Source organism: Paenibacillus sp. GYB004 (assembly GCF_036577605.1).
Taxonomy (GTDB): domain Bacteria; phylum Bacillota; class Bacilli; order Paenibacillales; family NBRC-103111; genus Paenibacillus_AB; species Paenibacillus_AB oceani.
The window spans coordinates 1-17,816 of record NZ_JARBDB010000074.1 but is presented as its reverse complement, the minus strand read 5'-3'; the positions used below and the strand labels follow the sequence as shown (position 1 = coordinate 17,816).

At 44.5% G+C, this 17,816-nt stretch carries 13 protein-coding genes; 9 read left to right on the top strand and 4 right to left on the bottom strand.

What is annotated here, in order from left to right:
• Positions 1-99: 99 nt before the first annotated feature.
• The 4 genes from PV433_RS33720 to PV433_RS33705 form a co-directional block, all read right to left on the bottom strand.
• Positions 100-684: a stalk domain-containing protein gene (locus PV433_RS33720; protein WP_332076329.1), complete on the bottom strand. Its 585-nt coding sequence runs from the start codon at positions 682-684 to the stop codon at positions 100-102.
• A gap of 153 nt (positions 685-837) precedes the next feature.
• Positions 838-1,224, bottom strand: a complete 387-nt coding sequence (locus PV433_RS33715) for a hypothetical protein (protein ID WP_332076328.1) — start codon at positions 1,222-1,224, stop codon at positions 838-840.
• Positions 1,196-1,660, bottom strand: coding sequence for a hypothetical protein (locus tag PV433_RS33710; RefSeq protein WP_332076327.1), 465 nt, complete (start codon positions 1,658-1,660; stop codon positions 1,196-1,198). The genes PV433_RS33715 and PV433_RS33710 overlap by 29 nt, the downstream gene beginning before the upstream one ends.
• Before the next feature lie 813 nt (positions 1,661-2,473).
• Positions 2,474-2,965, bottom strand: a complete 492-nt coding sequence (locus tag PV433_RS33705; protein ID WP_332076326.1) for a hypothetical protein — start codon at positions 2,963-2,965, stop codon at positions 2,474-2,476.
• 275 nt (positions 2,966-3,240) lie between these two features.
• Between PV433_RS33705 and PV433_RS33700 the strand changes: the two genes are divergently transcribed.
• The 9 genes from PV433_RS33700 to PV433_RS33660 all read left to right on the top strand — a co-directional run bounded on the left by PV433_RS33700 (position 3,241) and on the right by PV433_RS33660 (position 16,823).
• Positions 3,241-3,687 carry a hypothetical protein gene (locus PV433_RS33700; RefSeq protein ID WP_332076325.1) on the top strand — a complete coding sequence of 149 codons (447 nt, stop codon included), beginning with the start codon at positions 3,241-3,243 and terminating at the stop codon, positions 3,685-3,687.
• Positions 3,688-3,747: 60 nt separating this feature from the next.
• Complete coding sequence (locus PV433_RS33695) at positions 3,748-4,053, top strand: PrgI family mobile element protein (protein ID WP_332076324.1); 306 nt, start codon at positions 3,748-3,750, stop codon at positions 4,051-4,053.
• Entirely contained in the window at positions 4,054-4,944 is an 891-nt protein-coding gene (locus PV433_RS33690) for a hypothetical protein (protein ID WP_332076323.1), read from the top strand.
• Positions 4,919-7,024, top strand: coding sequence for a VirB4 family type IV secretion system protein (locus PV433_RS33685; RefSeq protein WP_332076322.1), 2,106 nt, complete (start codon positions 4,919-4,921; stop codon positions 7,022-7,024). The genes PV433_RS33690 and PV433_RS33685 overlap by 26 nt, the downstream gene beginning before the upstream one ends.
• Positions 7,025-7,035: 11 nt before the next feature.
• Positions 7,036-9,129, top strand: coding sequence for a hypothetical protein (locus tag PV433_RS33680; RefSeq protein WP_332076321.1), 2,094 nt, complete (start codon positions 7,036-7,038; stop codon positions 9,127-9,129).
• The gene (locus PV433_RS33675; protein WP_332076320.1) at positions 9,126-10,433 is read left to right on the top strand and encodes a M23 family metallopeptidase; all 1,308 of its coding nucleotides are present in this window, start codon (positions 9,126-9,128) and stop codon (positions 10,431-10,433) included. Before PV433_RS33680 ends, PV433_RS33675 begins: the two co-directional genes overlap by 4 nt.
• 3,363 nt (positions 10,434-13,796) lie before the next feature.
• Entirely contained in the window at positions 13,797-14,798 is a 1,002-nt protein-coding gene (locus PV433_RS33670; protein ID WP_332076319.1) for a hypothetical protein, read from the top strand.
• A gap of 214 nt (positions 14,799-15,012) precedes the next feature.
• Positions 15,013-15,417: a hypothetical protein gene (locus PV433_RS33665; protein WP_332076318.1), complete on the top strand. Its 405-nt coding sequence runs from the start codon at positions 15,013-15,015 to the stop codon at positions 15,415-15,417.
• A 50-nt stretch (positions 15,418-15,467) separates the two neighbouring features.
• On the top strand, positions 15,468-16,823 hold the full coding sequence (locus PV433_RS33660) for a hypothetical protein (RefSeq protein ID WP_332076317.1): 1,356 nt from the start codon (positions 15,468-15,470) through the stop codon (positions 16,821-16,823).
• Positions 16,824-17,816 lie beyond the last annotated feature (993 nt).

The following is a 17,816-nucleotide window of genomic DNA, read 5'->3' as shown; positions in this document are numbered from 1 at the left end:
CTTATGCTTCATGAGTGAGTGCCTCTTTTCATAGTGGGATTGTTCTTGCCGGAACGTTTCCCAGTATACTAGAGGCGCTTTCTTCGTTCAAAGCTCAAATTACTTCATTACAGGAATGGCTCCTTTAATAATAACTGTACCCATATTGTCACTGTTTTTAGTAAAGTCATCAATGCCAATTAATCCACTCAAAGTTGTATATTCGCCATTTAAGTTATAATCAATCGAACCTTTATTGTCTTCCGATCTAATAGTGTAATCTAGAATAATACCCACACCATTGTTATATTTTTTGCCTGCAACAGAGAACTTCAAACCCACTGGATATTTCCATTCGTTAAAATATAGATTTTCCTTAGCAGATCCGTCCACTCGAGCATATTCTACATCAGTTAAATATTTGAAGTCACCGTCCCTTTTCCCTACCCAAATAGTCTCAGTCTCTCCATCCCAATTAACATCTTTGCTTAAAGATTCACCTATGAATCTAAGTGGAACATAAGTCGTTCCTTCATAAATAAACCCTTGGCCTTCAGAAGGTTTCTTTTCGATTCCATCAACCATATACTTTAAATTTTTGAAGTATACTTCGATCTGAGTACTAGTGGCGGCAAATGCTACAGAGCCGGAAAATAAACTCATTACAGCTGCACCGGCTATAAATCCCTTCACTTTATCATTCATTTAAAGTTCCCCTTTGAAAAATGATGTACTTCACACTAACATCATTCGACAATAGGGACTATTTTCCTGCATGTAATATGTTCTAATACCTACTTCTTAAGCCTAACGGCTAGGTATAAGGGTATTTCCCATCGCTTTATAGCCGATTCCGACTCAGAAGCTCGTATTGCCCGTTTCCCCCATTGCATTCGAGCCGAAAGCGGTGTTGCTATTTCCTTCATGAAGCTTACCGAGCGAGAAAAAGTCGAGCGCCGTATTGTCGTTTGCACTCGTGGCCAGTTCCCCCGATACGATGCCAACGAGCGTGTTTCGCTGCGGGGCTGAAGCGCGATACAGTATCTGACTGCTGATCGTAATGTTCGAATCGCCGGTTTTATTCGACATTTGCGAACGGTCACCGATCGCGATATTGCCGTTGCCAGTCGTTAAGCTTCTAAGCGCGCCTGCACCGATATTGACCGCTCCGTTTGGACGCGGGGTCGCTAGCGGATCCGGCCAGTTAAACGAGGCGTTATGCTTTGTGCCGAGAATCGTCATCAAGCTGCGCAGGTTCGTCTGCGTCATACTTAGACGGTAACGGACGTTTACCGCCCAGAACTTGAAGGAGATGCCCGTCGCCGGGGCCGTAATACCATTTCGCCCCGTTCAGTATCATCGGCGTGGACAGCCGGTACGTCCCTACCGGTACGTAAATGAAGTCCGCTTCGGCCTCCGCAGCAAGAAAGGCACTGTCATCCAGCGTCGCTCCGTCGCCTTTCGCACCGCCCGCGAACCTCGCTTCCTTAACGCTCGCTCCGTAGTCCCGGCCTGGGCAGCAGCTGTGTTCGCCCCCATGCTCCCCGTATACAGCTCCCGTTACGCCCCTGCCTATACCGTGCGCCTGGCCGAGCAACGGCTTCGAAAGTAGGCTCTCCGCCGCCAAGGCTGCACCCGCAATACCTAGCCCAGACAGCAGCTTTCTTCTCTCGATCTGCACGCCCCTTCACCGATAGGGGCCGAACCGCGATTGTCCTGAAACATTTTTCGCATCCTCCTCACTCGTGAACCAGCGGCTTGTCGAATGCCGGACCGCCTGGCTGGTTCCTAGTATAGGGGCCGCGATGTCCCGGTTCAATAACCACGTTCATTCACAATGAACCGTTTTCCCCACTACCGGCAGAGTGATTCATTCTTCTCACTCGAACCGTTTTTCTAACTCGACTTGACCAACCTCAACCTATTCGGGCCCCAAGAATGTTCGATAACAGTTGCATGTTTTCCAAACCCGCATGCCCCTGCGTAAGGGGTAACTTTACTTGGAAAAGAAACTCGCAGTTCGCATTTTCGAAGCAACGCTTTGAAGCTTTATCGCTTTCAGGCACGATCTAAGAAAACCATCCGGAATCCGGACGGTCCATTGAAGCGCAGACCTTAACTTTAGCGCATCGAAGGGAACGAGTATTGCGTTCCAACCGCAGTCGTGTTGTATTGAAAACAAAAACCCGCAAGATATGCGGGTTTAAATCAGGCAATGTTGGCTTGTGTCCGACAAATAATCGGACGCAAAGGTTGTTTATCATTACTTTTCTCACTTTCAGCTATAGGACTTTGACTGCTGTTGTATAGCTACCGCATCAAAGTGCAAATGTTCCTCCTCCCCCATTGATGAAGACGCACTTTGTTAGTCTCGAACTGCCCCCAACGCAGGCAGGTACATAACCAGACGCTAAGCAATGCGTTTGATAAAATCAAAAGAAAGCCCCTACTATTGTACTATTGTAGAGGCTTTAAATCTAAATCGACTGGGTGTTTATTGTTCTAGTGTGACGTGAGGCCATCCAAGTTTTGCTCGATACGATTCGTAATGATCAAGGACGTACTGATTCTTGTTATGAGAATCTGCATATCCAGTCATTTTATTGATTTTCTCGTAATGCTCTACCACTCTTTTTGGATAGCTTCGAATATCTTGTCCAAAGTTTGAATAGTATTTTTTGTCCAGGAACAAGTAATACAAAAATGTTGTGCCGTATTGATCCTTAGATTTCTTTCTGGCCAGCTCCACTTCCCGCTTCCACGAATTTCCGAGAAACGTAATCCCTACAAACACACCAGTTCCAAAGATTGCTGCTAACGCGATTGTAATAAAAATCACCATATAGAAATATAACCAGATCGGTTCCCGATATGACTCTTTATCCTCAAAAAGCCCAATACGAATAAGCCATTCATTTATTTCTGGTATAAAAAGATAAGCTGAGACAATCCCAGCTGCTAGTAATATTCCAGTTATGTATCGCATTCGAAACCTCCTTACATTTCCTTACTTTCTAATAATAATAAATCAAACTCCAAGATATGTAAAGTGGTGATTATTTGAGGCTTGTCAATTGCGGAACTAATCATGTAGAATATGGATAGAATTTAAATACGTTTGATCGCGAAGGACGCAAATAGTACCCAACCAGGGTTCTATTTGCGTCTTTTTGTTTTCGCTAAAAAAGGGGGTAAAACTCGCATGGTTTAATTGTTAATCCTTATTCTCAAATACTTGAGTTAATCGGAAAGGAGTTAAACATGAATCTCATTCGCCCAATTAATCGCATTATGCCTATTATCATCGTTGTATCGATCGCTCTGCTTTTGTGCTTGGCTTTTACAAATGCGGCATACGCTGATAGCAAAACAATTCCTACAATCGGCGGTGATAACGGAACCGGTACTGTCGAGGATATCAACGACACCATTGAAAGTATTATCTTTAAGATACGAATCGTTGGCGCATTAATCGTAGTCGCCTGCATTATCATCGGCTTTATCATTGTCGGGATGAGTCTTGGGAACGCACAGAAGCGAGCAATCGGAATAAGTGCTGTCTTGTTTGCAGGGATTTCGATTTATGGAATCGCAAAAGCGCCAGCCATTGCCAATTATATTATCCAAGATTCGCAAAAGACTTCCTCTGAAGTTTCTGTGCAATATGCTGTTCCACAAGAAGCATCAAAAATTAACTATCATCTGTAGTTACTGCTACTTGCCCCCCACCATCTAGGAGGGGGGGATTTAATTAAGGAGGGTGTTTTAGTGAAGGCCATTATGCCTTTTGATACGGAAAAAGAAAGGAAAACCGTTAAGAATCTCTCTTACCGCCAAGTTGCTTATATAGCAGTGGCCGGAATTATCTATATTCAACTGGTGCAGTCCCTCTATAGTGATAGTTTAGGTTTTTTCGGAATGATTATCTTAATCTTTGTTTTGCTCCCCATATGGGCGCCATTTCTCTATTTTGCTTTGGTTAAAAATCCGCAGACGGGCTATTATATGGATCGCCATCTATTCTATTATTTTCGCCATAACTCCACCCAAGCAGGCGTCTGGAGGAAACGATAAATGAATCAATGGATTTGGGACATTTTCATGTACATCGGGTTAGGTTTCGTCGGTTGGATGCTATACTGCATGATACTCGATAAGCCTCTCATTCCCTGGCTTGTAAAATATGCTGATAAAAAAAAGAGCAAGAAAGAAGCTGTCGATGATAAAAAAACAGATATAGAACTAAAAATCACACTGAAGGAACTACTTGGTATCAAAGAATTTTTCGGTGATCTAATCGAGTTGAAGGAGGATAAAAAGGGAGTCCGCACATTCGTCGGAGCCGTAAAATGCGAGCCGATCAATTACTTACTTCGTTCATTCGCCGAGCAGCAAGATACGGATCATGCATACGAACATTTAATCGCTTCTTTGACTCTTGGACCTGGTCGTGAAGTGGGGACGGCCACGCACATATCTTCCCGCCCCATAGATCTAGGTGATCAGTTAAAGCCGTATGAAGAGGCGTTTCCTGACCTCGATCCTACATCACAACGATTTGCTCAAGGGATGTTTTTCCCTTTCATGAGGCAATGGCAGCAAACAGTCGACGAGTTTGATTACCAACGCTATTTTATTGTCCCTATTAAATATTCGGACAAACATCTAAGCGGGCTCGATGAACAATCGATTATCCTCAAAGCTCGAAATGAATTTGGTCGACTTGCGGGGACTATTCGTTCGAATTATAAGCGTATGGGCGGTCGATGCAAAATATGTTCTGATGTCGATCTTTACGAAGCTATCTATTTTTCTCTCAACAAGCAGAACGGAAAACTTCAACATTTTCGAACATTGATGGAGAAAGAAGGCATCCTCTCCCCTTTTGTGAACAGCGATTACTCGAGAAACTCGTACCGGTACTTGGAGGAGGAGACAAATGAAGATTCTGAAAAAGCTACTTAATTTTAAAAGTAAAAATGCCATTCAAGGCAATAACGCGCTGGATCTTTCTGCATTACCTGATGAAGATAAAGCTTTTGATGTTAAGCGCCTTGAACTGCTCGATGTGATCGGCCTGACGGGGCATCATATACCTCGGCATCCGAAGGACCGAGGGTATCAATGCGACCGTGGGGGATCGGAATATTGTTTCCGATCCTTCATATTAGATTTTGGTGATACGAACCTTATAACCGGGGCTCTCGATTCTCTTTACCGCGCGGGAGCACTAAACGTTACGTTTTACCATACCAAACTCACGAAAAGCCAGGCCATAAAAAAATATAAGCAGGCTTCTACCGACGAGGGCGCGCGTTTAATTCAAATGCGTCGAAGCGGGAATGATATTGAAGCTCGTGAAGCCGAGAAATCAATGGATAACGCCCATCGTTTATTGGAGGAAATATCAGATGGTTATAATGATGGACTGTTAGGAACACTTGTGCTTACCATTTTTGCACCCGATGAAAGAACGCTGGACCAGATTGGGATGTTAATCCAAGACGATTTAATTGGAAATGACCACAATCTGAGGACCTTGTATAACCGGCAGCGTGACGGCTGGTTATCTTCCCTTCCTATTGGCAATAACCGATTAACGGATACCGTTGATCGTCGTTTTTTTGATAGAACCGCCATCGTAGCAGCAAGTCCTTTTTATTCCTCGAGGATCCCTTTTTCGGGCGGCGTGCCTTTAGGTGTTAACCAACACACCTATACGATGGAGTTCCTAAACGTATTCGCACCCTATTTGGACAATTACTCCAGTATGATCGTGGGCGCTTCGGGATCAGGAAAATCTTTCGCAAACAAATACATATCAAGTTGTCAGCGCCTCCTTGGACAAAAAATTTTTAGTATCGATCCGGATGGTGAAATGGGACCGATTTGTGTTCTTATGGGAGGAGCCGAGGTTGAGGTCCGTGAAGGCGGAGACGTTTGCTTGAATGTTTGTGCTATGACGGAAGAGGAAATTGATGTGACCCTCAAAGATGGGCGGAGAGTAACGAAAGTAGTTGTTCCGATCGGAACAAAGCAAGGTCAGCTAATTAAATTCTATGATAAATTGATGGGCAAATCAGAAGGATTGGACGGCTTATTGGCAGAAGAAAAAGCAATTTTGAAACAGGCAATCTCGGATGTAATAACACAAAAAGGAATCACTGAGGACCCGGAGTCCCTCTATGAAAAAGAAAAAGCTCCAATTCGACTTGCAGACGGCGAAATTCAATATAAACGAGTCCGAAAACCGGAATTCACATTAACGGATATTTTTAAACAAATCCTTGTCAATTGTACGAAAGACTATAATTTGGATACTTTGACCTTTGATGGGATTGCGGATATGGATGCAAAACGTTTGCTAAAAGTGCTTCGAGGGTATTTGCGAGATAGACCTGACGGTAAGCTGTTTGATGGACAAACCTCTTTTGGGGAAGGAAGAAACGTTGATGATATTTTTGATAGTATCCCTTGGGTAAATTTCAATATAAAAAGTGTTGAAGGCTCTGATGTCTATGAACTGGTCATGCATACGATTATGATGCTTGGTTGGGAGTATTTTATTAAACGTCCGTCCCTGAGAAGATATCGCAAACGGATTAAAGCTGAGGAAGGCTGGCGTTTGAAGAAAGTTCCAGGGGGAATGGAATTCGTTGAGGAGCTCGCCCGCCGTAGTCGGAAATATAACGGCGGCGTCGATATTATTACGCAGGATTTAGCTCCCTTTCTTGATGATGAAAATGGCATTGCTGTCGTAAAAAATGCAACCAGTGGCCTGTTTCTTCGAATTGGTTCCATTTCGAAGGAGGAGAAAGAAAAACTCAAATCCATCTTTAACTTCTCTGAAGGTGAACTCGAGATCATCTGCAGACGGCCTCCGGAATCGGAAGAAGATGAGAGCAGAGGTGAAGGTATTCTTAGGGTCGGAGGATCCAGTGCTTTTATAAAAGTCACGGTTTCGGATGAGATTCGGAAATTTATAGATACGGATCCTGAATACTTAGCCAAAAACGGGTTGTATCCTGAACGTGAAGCTGGCTAAGGGGTGAACCTATGAAGAAAAGAAAAGTATTGGCCATAATTTTTCTTCTTGTTATCGCTTTTTCGATTTTCACACCATCGGTCGCTTTAGCAGCAAATGATGAGGACGACCCCTGGTATGTAGATATTTTTGTAACACTCTTTGACAATATCCTTTCTCCATTCCTGGGAATTAGCGAGCCGGCTCAACATGTTTTCCAGGAACACTTGTCCTGCGACAATAACGGCGAGAACTGTAGAGCCAAATACTGGGGACTGTATGAGAAAGAAGAATTCAATAATGCCATTTTTCGTGGTTATACGATTTTTGGCATTTTCATGGGTAGTTTCTTTGTTGCCGCATTGGTTAAACTATTTGTCCAGTATTCGTTGTCTCCCCTATCGTCAACTTTAAAGTTAAATGTGATCGATGTTGGGATACGAACCATCACGGCGTTGTTGCTTTTTACGAACTTTTTTACAATTGTTGGTCTCTTCTTTCAACTGAATGCAATGGGTGTCTCCCTTCTTGATCGAGATATTCGAATGCCATTAAATTTGTCGCATTACGGTGCTGATCTCATCGGTAATGTGACTGGAGCTGGCGAAAGGATTACAGTCAGTGATTTAGCTAAAGAAATGAATGGCCTCAAAAAATTGATTGTCAATTTCTTTAGCATCGGGATTTCGATTTGGTTTGAAGCATTCTACATCCAGAGACTATTGATGATATCTGCTCTCATTATTCTATCTCCGCTTTGGATTGGAACTATGTTCTTCCCGATGCTTAAAGGAATAACGGGTCACTGCATGAAAGAATTATGGGCGCAAATCATGTCTCAATTCATCCATGCAGCATTGTTTTGGCTATTCTTCTGGCTATTCAAGAACAAGGATATCAGTTGGCTGCAATTAATAATGGCACTGGCCATGTTCATCCCTATTTCGGAGTCTATACGATTTGCTCTAGGAGCAACGAGTCAAAGTGCTGGTATGATTGCCACTGCCGGTACCCTAGCAGGTGCAGGGACAATTTTTCATGCTGCACGGGCGTATAAGGATATCAGTTCGGGTATCCGAGAAGGCAGTTCTATGATCCGCTCTCGAAACACTGGCGGCGCCGGCGGCCATGCAAATGGAACGGGTGTCCAAGAAGGTAGTGTTCGACCTCGAGAACAGTATGGAGGGGCTATAAATTATCGACCTCGTGTTGATAACTCCTACTCTATGTCTCCTGCGAGATCCGATCATCAAGCTCGTTTACAAGGTTATGCGACGATCGCTTCTGGATTTGGTAGGGGCTTAATGCGAATGTCGGGTTCTTCTGCTGGTGTCGGACTTGGTGTTATGGGTCAAACCGCTTTTGCTGAAGGTTTTGCATCGGTTGGCGACTCGGCAGGATTTCGAATGGGATCGGGTGCTTATGGTCTTGGCAGCCGATGGATGAACAAGACCAAAGACTCGTATCAAAGAATGATATCTGAATTAGAGGACGATGGTAAAGAGCTCAAGCCATTTCAAAGGAATATGGTTGGATTTGCAAGTGGAATCGTCGGTGCCGGCCGAACCGTCCTCCCCTCTAAACAATTTTCTAACGATCCAATTTATCGCCGAGCTGCAGCTGAACAAGCGGGCGGCGTAGCTGGGGCAATGATGTTTGGCCGCGGTGGATATGATATGGGAGCCGATTTTGCGACAAGCAAATTCAGTGGCATAACAAGTTCTGCAGGATCTTTTGCAGAAGGAGAACAAATTTATACTGTCGAAACACAGGACGGTTCCTGGCTTGCACGAAAAGCAGATAACGGTGAGTACGATCGGATATCTAACGTAGGTCGCGGCAACATTTCTCTAGTAAAAGGACAGCAAGCGATAAAAGAATATCATGTCAGCAAACAAGATGGGGTTTTTAGGCTTAAGCCTGCGACAACGATAAAAACAATTGCTGGAAGGGATGTTGAGGAAGATAAGCCAGCATTCTCCTTCGACTCTGAAGGGAATAATGTAAAATTTGAAGGTAAGACGGTTAATCCAATGAGCTTTATCGAGCGTAATCCGATGAATCACGTAGATATCCGGAGGAAAAAATCTGTTTCCTCTAAAGATTTTACTGGTGATATCATATGAGCTCCGCGGTAGCCGATAAAGCCAAACAAATAGCAAAAAACTACGCAAAGAAGCAAGTCAGAAAACTATTAATTAAACTTGGAAAAAAGGCACTTATCGCTATTGGTAAAGGCCTCGCGCTGGTCGGGAAGATGTTACTGGCCGTGGCCGGCGCGCTTGGCCTGAAAGGCTTTTTGATTCTTTTGATAATTGTTTTCGTCGGGGGGGCCTTGATGTATGTGTTTCCGTCCTTTGGTTGGTTCTCATCCAAAAGCGGCTCCCCCAAAACGCCAGATCAACTGAGAGCCGAGTATGATCTAGCCGTTACGAACTCAACGGATTATTCTGAATACCGGCCTCCCCAATTGCTTGTACAATTTATTGACAATCAGAGAATTGTTAAAGAAAAGAAAAAACTATGGGAAATCAATCCTGGCAGTCTAGTTAGTAATTTAAAACCGGATATTGAAATGAAAACCTTCACCGACCACTATTATTCTCGTACAGTAACGAAAACCTTTATGCAAGGGGAGAATGAGCCAAAGGAAGAAGTATCTGAGTCAAGTTGGGACGTGGATAGACAATTAATTACTAAAGCGTATACGTGGAATAGGATTGAAACCTTTACCTATCGTCAGGAAACTACTTCGAGCTCGTCAGGCGATGATACTTCGGAATCAACCGTATGGGTGCTGGACAACCAAACGTCCGAAATCGACTTTTCCAAGTTTGACAATACTCTCAAAAGCTTGAAATTCACGAATCAAGATTTTAAGCTGCTAGTCGATGTGGTTCGGGCCAACAAAGAAAGCTTTTTAGACGGATATGAAGGAATCTATGGTTCTGTTACTGGAGGAGATGGATGGTGGGGCGAGCAGCCTCAGACCGGGTCGGGTAACTGGATCTGGCCGACGATATCCACTCGTATAACTTCTGGATTCTATAAAAGAGTTGACCCATTCACCGGCCAGATTGATTTTCACAACGGGCTCGATATTGGCAGACCAATCATAGATGGCAAAATGGATGATCGCCCCCAACCGATCTTTGCAGTAGCGGATGGCGAGGTGACTGTAGCAGGTGAAGTTAGTGGTTACGGAAATGCTGTTTATATTCGACACTCTAATGGGGTTACGACTGTCTATGGTCATCTTAAGAGTATTGAAGATGGTATTTCGGCAAGAAAGCAAGTAAAAGCCGGAACGGTCATCGGTATCATGGGGAGTACAGGGAGATCGACGGGAATTCATTTGCATTTAGGTGTGTTGAAGGATGGTCAGTATGACAATCCATTAAAACATATTAGTTTACCGAGCGGGCGGTGAAGAATATTACTTGGAAAAGTTGGGCGGCTTGCGGAATATTGCTGTGGATACTATTGATTTTGGGTATATTTATTTACGGCCGTATGTCCACCTTACCTGAAAAACAAGCCCCTTCCCCTCCTACATCCTATTCCGGGAGCTCTGTTCCTGATGAGCCATATGTCGGGAAACCAATAAGTAAAAAACCCGAAGAAATAATAAGTTTGTTCGTCGTAAGCCTAAACTCGGGTGAACTAGATCAAGCCGTATCACTTCTTGAACCTAATTATTTGATAACTCATTCAAAAGATTTAAAGAACGATTTTTATGAGCTCGTACGATTGTGGGACAAGGGAGAATTGCATAAGTATAGTGTCGATATCCCTAGCATTAACTATTCTCCCCTTCCTTCTAAACTTTCAGTCACTCTAACAAACGGAAATAAAACAAATTATTCTTTCGAACTAGTAGAATTAATCAACACAGAATCTAGTCCTCCAGCAAAAGTATGGTATATCCAAAATATCAGGATGGAACCGAACTGAAATGAACGGTCGTTGTGTGGTGATGCTATCTGGTCACACGCAATGACCTTTTATTATTTCGCTGGCAAATTATAATGCAAGCTCCCCCTTCTCCTTTCCTTTCCGATTGACCGGAAATCGAAGACAAAAAATATACGTAGTAATAGGATAATAAAGACATAGACTAAAGTAGCTTTTCTGCAGCCAACGCCACTTGCGAACCGTTATGGCTACTCAGTAATCCATTGGTGACGTTCAATACACCATTTTTCTTCGTGGCACGGATCTGGCTTCCCTAATAATACCGTTTGCGAGCGGAGTTGTCCCTCCGCTTGTCATTGAGCACCTTCTTTCCGACATCTTGGCACCGCGGTTCAAGGCAGCTCGTGTCTGTCCCGCCGCCACGACCGGCCGCTCCGGACCACTGGTGGGCGTCAGTCTGGTCTGAGGCTGCGGGACATCCGACGGTACCGGGAACCCGGCTCGAACGATTCGGAGACCCACTCGCGATGAGAGGGGTAGCAGGCCGAAATAGGCGGCGTGGCACCCGTCTACTTCTCCCAAGTGGCTGGCGGGCGTTAGCGCCCGACGTAAGAACTCACTGACTTTGCGGCGTCCCGGGTTTCCATTGATTAGTGTTCCGGATGGAGCTGCCTTCACCTATTTACTTAGAAGCGCAACGGTGACCAATTCAACCCGCCACCGCCGAGACTGTCCGTGTCCACCGCCTTAGCCTTCACGCCGCCCCGCCTCACTGGCAACATGGCCACGTCCCTCCCCCCGTCAACCACCTTGCCCTCTTGATGGTCCGCACCTTTGCGGAATGGGTCTACCAGCTGTTCCTCGACCAGACCCCATCAGGCTCCTGCTGACCTACATCTGAGAAGCGCTACCAACGCGCAGCGGAATCGTGTCCATGCTGGCCACCGAGCGGATGTCGCTCGTGTCCCGGAATGGTCCGGCTTCAGCGCGTTCAACGCCCGCCGTTATGCCTACCTACCTTCGCGGGAGAGCGTGTGCTTGTTCGTCCTGGTCAAGTAGGTCCCCATGTGTGTCGATCCCGGCATCCAAGGCATCGCCAAGGCACCGGTCCCGACAGTGCCCGTCACCATGGACGTGACCGCCGGGCACTACCCTCAGGCGGAAGCCAACACCATGGAGAAAGCGGGTGATGCCATGTCGGAGTCCAGCCTCGGCCCCCACCGCCGCCGCTACGTCTTAGTCGTCTTTGCTACGTCGGCCATCGTCCCTGCCCCCGAGTGGTAGCCGTACTCCGATCGCGTAATAGAAGCTCGCGGCGACTCGCCGTGCTCGTGGGCTGGATGTTGGTGCACGGCGTGGCGACCATTTGAACGAACCCCACCATCAACGTCCTGATGATGGTCAGCAGCACGAGAGGAGCGGCCACCCGGTTGACGCGTCGTTTTAGCAGACTCGCACCCGCCTCCGTGTCGGCTTCCGCGTCGAGGTGCGGCGCGAAGTCGATGCTGGACTGCGCCTGATTCCGGTCACGATGAACTTGAGCTGGTAAGGCGTCGGACGTGATCACGAGAGCCGGACTAACCCATCTGGACTGACATCGCCGCGACATGGAGGGCCTGGATCCCGGGCACGCACCAAGCGTCGAGAGAGAAAGACCGCTCCGTAACCAGTGTCCACCTCGCTCGCTGGAATGTAGGCCGCAGAGCAGGCGCAGCCGAACTGTTCGAGCGTCCACGCGTGTTCATCGTCACGTCCACCGACCGCCGCGTCACGCGCGGACCTCATGCCGGAGAGACCTGACGAGATGACCGTGTGAGCCTTATATGGTGTCCCCGTTGCTGTCGTTTGCATTGGCCCCCATTATCCCCAAGGTCCTTTGCCTGCAGTCGGCCGGCAACGTGTCGTGGGGGGGCCTCACCATGCAGAACGATTCCGTCCTGAAGTGGCTGTTTTACGGCTGGCACTTGAACCAGGCCCTGTTCGCGAAGTGGCGGGCCCGAAGGTCCCGTCATTCTTCTGATAGATTGCCCGCCTCACATTCTCTAGCAACTTGCAACACTTTGCGTGCGTGCTGTCTTCCCAAACATAGAGACATTAGCTATTGTCCCTTTCCCCCCCCTCCCCTGCCTGGATGTTCCGACTGGTCATCGAACCGTCGAATATGGCTACGTCTCACAGGCAAACATGGCCTCTCTCCCCTATTGCAAGTCTCATAGTTCTGCAACAGTTCTGCCCCTACTGCAAATGATCCGTATTTAGTGGCCCTTTCCAACATTAGTTTCACAGAACATCAAATATTCATTCTAGAATGAATGGTTATATGGATGGTATCGCCGCCCTTAGTGGGTTCCCCTCTTCTCACAACTTGGCATAGTTGGCTACTACCCATTAATGGCCAATATGTGTTATTCTAATTTCTAGTTAAAACCATGATTGAGTATTGCGAAATGATGAAATTATGAGTTAGCCATGATTGGCAATGATAAAACAAGAATAAGTTTTTTGTAAATCTAAAATACCCATGAAAATCAAACGTAAAATGATATTGAGTAATCTATAATTTGTAGTTAACAATTAATATCCAATATATAATTAAGTGAGTTATGCATTAATTTGTATTTGGTCAAGAACAGCAAACGTGATTTCATGGGAGAATTTTTGGAGTTAAGCGCTAAGACTGATGGGTTATTAGTAAATTGAAATCATCCATGAGTATCAATGAATAGCCATTCTGTAATGGAGGGGTGTAGAATGAACTGACATGACATGATTTCGTGGGAGTTTTTTAGTGTTAAGCGCTAAGGTTGATGGGTTATTAATAAATTGAAATCATCCATGAGCATCAATGAACAGCCATTCTGTATGGGAGGAATGTAGAGTGAACGAGCATGAAAGAAAAGAGGTTATATTGGAATTGGGATCTGCTGAAGCGATTTCGGACCAAGAACGGCGCACATCAGAATTGAGGCAAGCAATCCAAAATGATAGCTTGTACAGTCATGTTCCAAAGGAATACGATCTATTATCTCCAGATATCATGTCACTGGATCCGGCAAAGCTCTACAGTACGAAGGATGTTGTGGAAATCCTCAGCAAATATCCTTATTTCTATGATGCAATAAAAGGGGAATCATATATTAATGAGAATAGAGTGAGATGGTGGCTTAACGAAAAGGACGAAGATAACCTTATCTTTTACTTCAACCTCGATAAACCTAGTAGGAATTGGGTATGGACCGTTTATAGCATAGTTCAGGCAAAAATAGTGGCCATTTTACGTTTTGTATTAAACCATCAGCAAAAATATATTAAGTCATTAGCAACCGGTCTTATTATGAACGCTCCAAAAGTCTCCGATGAAAATGTAATTGATTTAGTGGCGAATGGTTCATTGTCACAAGTTAAAGACATGGAAACGCTAAAGAATATAGTATTTTCTGCAATGCTGAGGATGGAAAAGCGATATCAATCCCTGGACGATAATTACCGCAGCTTAAAGGATGAACATGAAAATATGTATGGCGAGCTGGAGGTAGCGAATGAAAATCATGCGCGCCTGAAAGAGGAGTTTGAGTCTCTAAAAAATGAGCATCAAGCTTTGACTGGTGTTGTTGGAAGCATTGAAGGTTCCACTAAGGAGCTTTTCGGTGAAGGAGGACACTTATCTAGGCTCGAAGATAGAATAAATGATGCATCATCGCGCGGAACGGACACATTTGAAAAGATGGAGCGGTATAGACAATTAAAGCTTGAAGCTTTCAAACAATGGGATAGTCAAACATCAGTACTGAAGAGGATGTTTGGGAAGAGCTCAGATCGTGAAGAGTTTATTGAGAACTATATATATGAGCGACTGAAGGCCGAAGATGAAGAAAAATAAGAAGTGGCGCCCCCAGAAATGGGAGTGGCCACTTCTTTTTTTGTTGTAGTAAGTGAAGTTTAATCATATGGTTCTTAAAGAACCAATAATAAACCCTGAAATATCAAGGTTTCGTAAAGCAATGGTTCTATAAGAACCATATAAAATGATGGCAAATTGAGGTTATTTCGAGTATAATGGTTCTTAATGAACCGTATTTTTTGGGGGGAGGGTCTTGCATTCGAATATGCTGTCGCCGGCAGATACACACCAGTACGATGATGCAACATTAGCATTATTGGCTACAAATCTAGAGGATAATGATGTTCTTTATGTTTTCCAACAAGTAATTCGTTTTCGGGAACATGGGTTTCTAAAGGCATATTTACCAGATTGGAACACCAAACGAAGAAGATACGACAACGCCTTTCTAATATTGGAGGCTACTAAATTCATTGTCTGCGTCCGTGCTAAAAATGGCTATGGGGCGAGTACTCCGTATTTCCCAACAGCCCGAGGGGTGCAGCTCGTCGAATACATACTCAATGAACTAGATCCTCCGCCGTTGCCTCCAGAGTCATTTAAAAAATTAACGGACGAGCAGTATGAGCAATTCGAAAGATCCCGAAGCATTCCATAAAAATATAGATGTGCTATAATCCATTCTAATAATATTTAGGAGGAATCCCTTTGCCATTGAAATTCTCTTTCCGAGATATGAAACTCGGTGCTATTTATAGCCAACTTGCTCCATTTGCAAAAGGCGGATCCGAAGCTGAAGCTCGACTGAAAGATATGCTTGATCTTCAAATCATTACGCTCGGTCAAGGCGGAGGTCGTTTGGGCGCAGAACTGGCCCGTTTCGGCTTCGATTCATGGATGGTTAACTCCGCATCAAGTGATTGGTCCGAACAGAATTGGATCGATGATGGTCGGAAAATTCTGTTAACCGACCCAGAAAGGGGGAAACTTGAGGGTACGGCTAAAAATGCAGGGATCGGCCATATGATCGCACAAAAGAATGTTCAGGAGTTTAAAAAGCTTGCATTAGAAACTCAGGATGCCGATTTCCTTATTGTTAAAGTTGCGCTTGGAGGCGGTACAGGTAACGGCTCCTTATTGACTGCCCTGGAATGGATCAGTAAAGTACGCGATATGGCATCGATGCGTACAGAACGCGGTAATGCAACTATCATGGTAGTAGCAAGCATCCCATCGAGAGATGAGGCAAACCCGGAGATTTGGAGAAATACTCTATCCGGAATAAAGGTGCTCCAGGACTTCATTGACAATAAGAAGATCGGTACAGTCTTGCCAGTAGATAATGAATTTATGCGCAATTTTTATGAACGGGAGCAACCGTTAGTCCATCAACAGCGAACTCTTTCTGCATTGGACTATAGCAATGTGATCGTTGCTCGTACTCTTTTTGAAGCTCTTTGTATTCCTCTTCTTGGCGGACAAGTAGCAATGGATTATACCGAGCTGGTTGAAATCTTCTCGACTCCAGGATGGATGACAATTAATCGAGCAGAAATACATAATCAGGAAGAGCTCAATGTTCCTCTTACAATAGACAGTCTCTTTAAACAAAATGAAGTATTTGCCTCACTTGAAGTTGCGAAATCGCTAGCTGGAGGAATTGCTGTTATCACCGGCCCGCGCCGTAAGCTTTCTGCTGCGAGCATCGATAGCATCAAACCAACCACAAATGAATTGCTTGGGCGCCCCCCAGTATTGCATACAGCTGTGTTGGAGTCCAACTCAATAAACGATAATACTTCTTATGTGTTAGGGATGTCCGTCACACCTTCACTCCCCGAAACGTTACTAGATACGTTGATGCAGAGATATCAACAAGAAAAAGAACGTCGGGAGCAGCTAGAGGCTGCAGCACGTCAAACGAATTCAAAATTAACTGGGTTCGATGATGTATTCTCACAAGCAGCAGCAACTTCGCAGAAGAAGCGAATTACCTTGGACGAGCTCGAGCTTGGAGATGTACAACCGGCGCCGAAGAAACGTATATCAATTGAAGATCTGTAAAACATTGCCCTCTCTTATGAGGGCTTTTTATTGGTTCTATATGAACCTTTTAAGTGGTTCATATAGAACCATAAGCCAGATGAGATTAAAATATCTACTGATCCCTCTCATATCTGCATTTACAATTGAACTCGTTGACTCTCCGAACCCATCATTCCGATTCATTATCCAGGTACCGCTCTGGTCAGAACACTTCAACACTTCTTTTGATTCCGCTGCAGCCATGGATCTTCAGAAATCATGAGAATTTAGTTAAACCCATTATGCGAAACTCCCAGATCTACCTTAGCCATGAGAAGCCAGTATGTATTAATATTTGAACACGACAATCATGGGAAAAATGGGCTCACCCATTAATGTCAAAAGTGGTTAATTTGGTTGGATCGCTTTGTTTTACATGGCCATTCAAATCAATTTGAGCATGGCTCTGATACTGCTCATTTAATTCAAACGTGGAAAGAAGAAATGTGGAACAATTGCTTTTAATACTAAGCTTTGTGTGAAAAGTCCATCTTTCCACGTTTTCTTTCCACAAAATGAGGATGTATTGAGAGAGGTACGAGTCATGATTTATGCTGATATATCAATGATTTGATAGTGTGATGCCTGATTGTGAATTTAATCACGTCTCCTCAAATTATTTATTTGCGCAGAGCAAGGGTAAGAGTAGTACCCCCTATCTAATTTCGTCTTGCATCTTCACCTAAAATTTGAAACTATAGCGCTATTCTTCAACGTATGTTTTTGTGAAACGAAGGTTGTCAAACTTCAACGTTGAATCGTATAATTATCTCGAAAAATACGAAATAACGTAAAGCGTAGGACGCAAAAATTTCACCTATATCCAGGTGAGGTTTTTGCGTCTTTTATAATGCTACATAGAAACTAGACAGCAAAAAAGGAGTTTCTTAGTTGTATGTCGACCAGCAGACGCAAGTTTACACCCGAAGAAAAGGCGCGCATTGTCCTGGAAATTCTCAAGGAAGAAAAGTC

Coding starts and splice junctions, on each gene's coding strand:
- PV433_RS33720 (WP_332076329.1), bottom strand. CDS start 684: ATGAATGATAAAGTGAAGGGATTTATAGCCGGTGCAGCTGTAATGAGT.
- PV433_RS33705 (WP_332076326.1), bottom strand. CDS start 2,965: ATGCGATACATAACTGGAATATTACTAGCAGCTGGGATTGTCTCAGCT.
- PV433_RS33700 (WP_332076325.1), top strand. CDS start 3,241: ATGAATCTCATTCGCCCAATTAATCGCATTATGCCTATTATCATCGTT.
- PV433_RS33690 (WP_332076323.1), top strand. CDS start 4,054: ATGAATCAATGGATTTGGGACATTTTCATGTACATCGGGTTAGGTTTC.
- PV433_RS33685 (WP_332076322.1), top strand. CDS start 4,919: ATGAAGATTCTGAAAAAGCTACTTAATTTTAAAAGTAAAAATGCCATT.
- PV433_RS33680 (WP_332076321.1), top strand. CDS start 7,036: ATGAAGAAAAGAAAAGTATTGGCCATAATTTTTCTTCTTGTTATCGCT.
- PV433_RS33675 (WP_332076320.1), top strand. CDS start 9,126: ATGAGCTCCGCGGTAGCCGATAAAGCCAAACAAATAGCAAAAAACTAC.